1 protein-coding gene is annotated in these 837 nt (G+C 62.0%); it reads left to right on the top strand.

Annotated features, from left to right (window positions below; genetic code table 11):
• A partial coding sequence (gene istB, locus EET67_RS25375; protein ID WP_128628923.1) for an IS21-like element helper ATPase IstB occupies window positions 1-687 on the top strand: 687 nt, incomplete at its 5' end.
• Window positions 688-837: the final 150 nt, after the last annotated feature.

The raw sequence follows: 837 nt of genomic DNA, 5'->3' as shown, positions 1-837 counted from the left end.
GGGATGCGCTCGGCCTATGACGAGATCATGGGCGTCGCCATCAAGCGCCAGCACGAGCCGCCGAAGATCGTCGGCGATCTGCTGCAGGCCGAGATATCGGAGAAGCAGGCGCGCTCCATCAAATACCAACTCACCGTCGCCAAGCTGCCGCTGGCGAAGGACATTGATGACTTCGACTTCACCGGCACGCCCGTCAACGAGAGCCTGATCCGCGACCTTGCCGGTGGCGCCTTCGTTGCCGATCAGCGCAATGTCGTCCTGGTCGGCGGCACAGGCACGGGCAAATCCCATCTTGCGATCGCCATTGCGCGAGCGTTGATCCGCAACGGCGCTCGCGGCCGCTTCTACAATGTCGTCGATCTGGTCAACAGGCTCGAGACTGAGGCCCGTGCCGGCCGCCAGGGCCGCATTGCCGACCACCTGACCCGACTCGACTTCGTCGTACTCGATGAACTCGGCTATCTGCCCTTCGCCCAAGCAGGCGGCCAACTCCTCTTCCACCTCGTATCCAAGCTCTACGAGCGCACCAGCGTCATCATCACCACCAACCTCTCATTCGGCGAATGGCCCAGCGTCTTCGGCGATGCCAAGATGACCACAGCGCTGCTCGATCGGCTCACCCATCACTGCGAGATCGTCGAGACCGGAAACGAATCCTGGCGCTTCAAGAGCCGCTCTCAAAGCTAAGCCGAAAAGCCAATCAGCCGCGCCCGATCAGGCTGTGCAACCCCGACCAGCTTCGCCTGATCGGGCGCTCACCGCCGTGCCCTTCATCAACCCAAGCAGGGGGTCCCTTTTACGCGAAAATACGGGGTCCCGATTCCATGGTCATTGACA

The organism is Borborobacter arsenicus (assembly GCF_003934165.1).
Taxonomy (GTDB): Bacteria; Pseudomonadota; Alphaproteobacteria; order Rhizobiales; family Rhizobiaceae; genus Pseudaminobacter; species Pseudaminobacter arsenicus.
The sequence above is the reverse complement of the archived record's forward strand: the minus strand, read 5'-3'. Positions and strand labels throughout refer to the sequence as shown.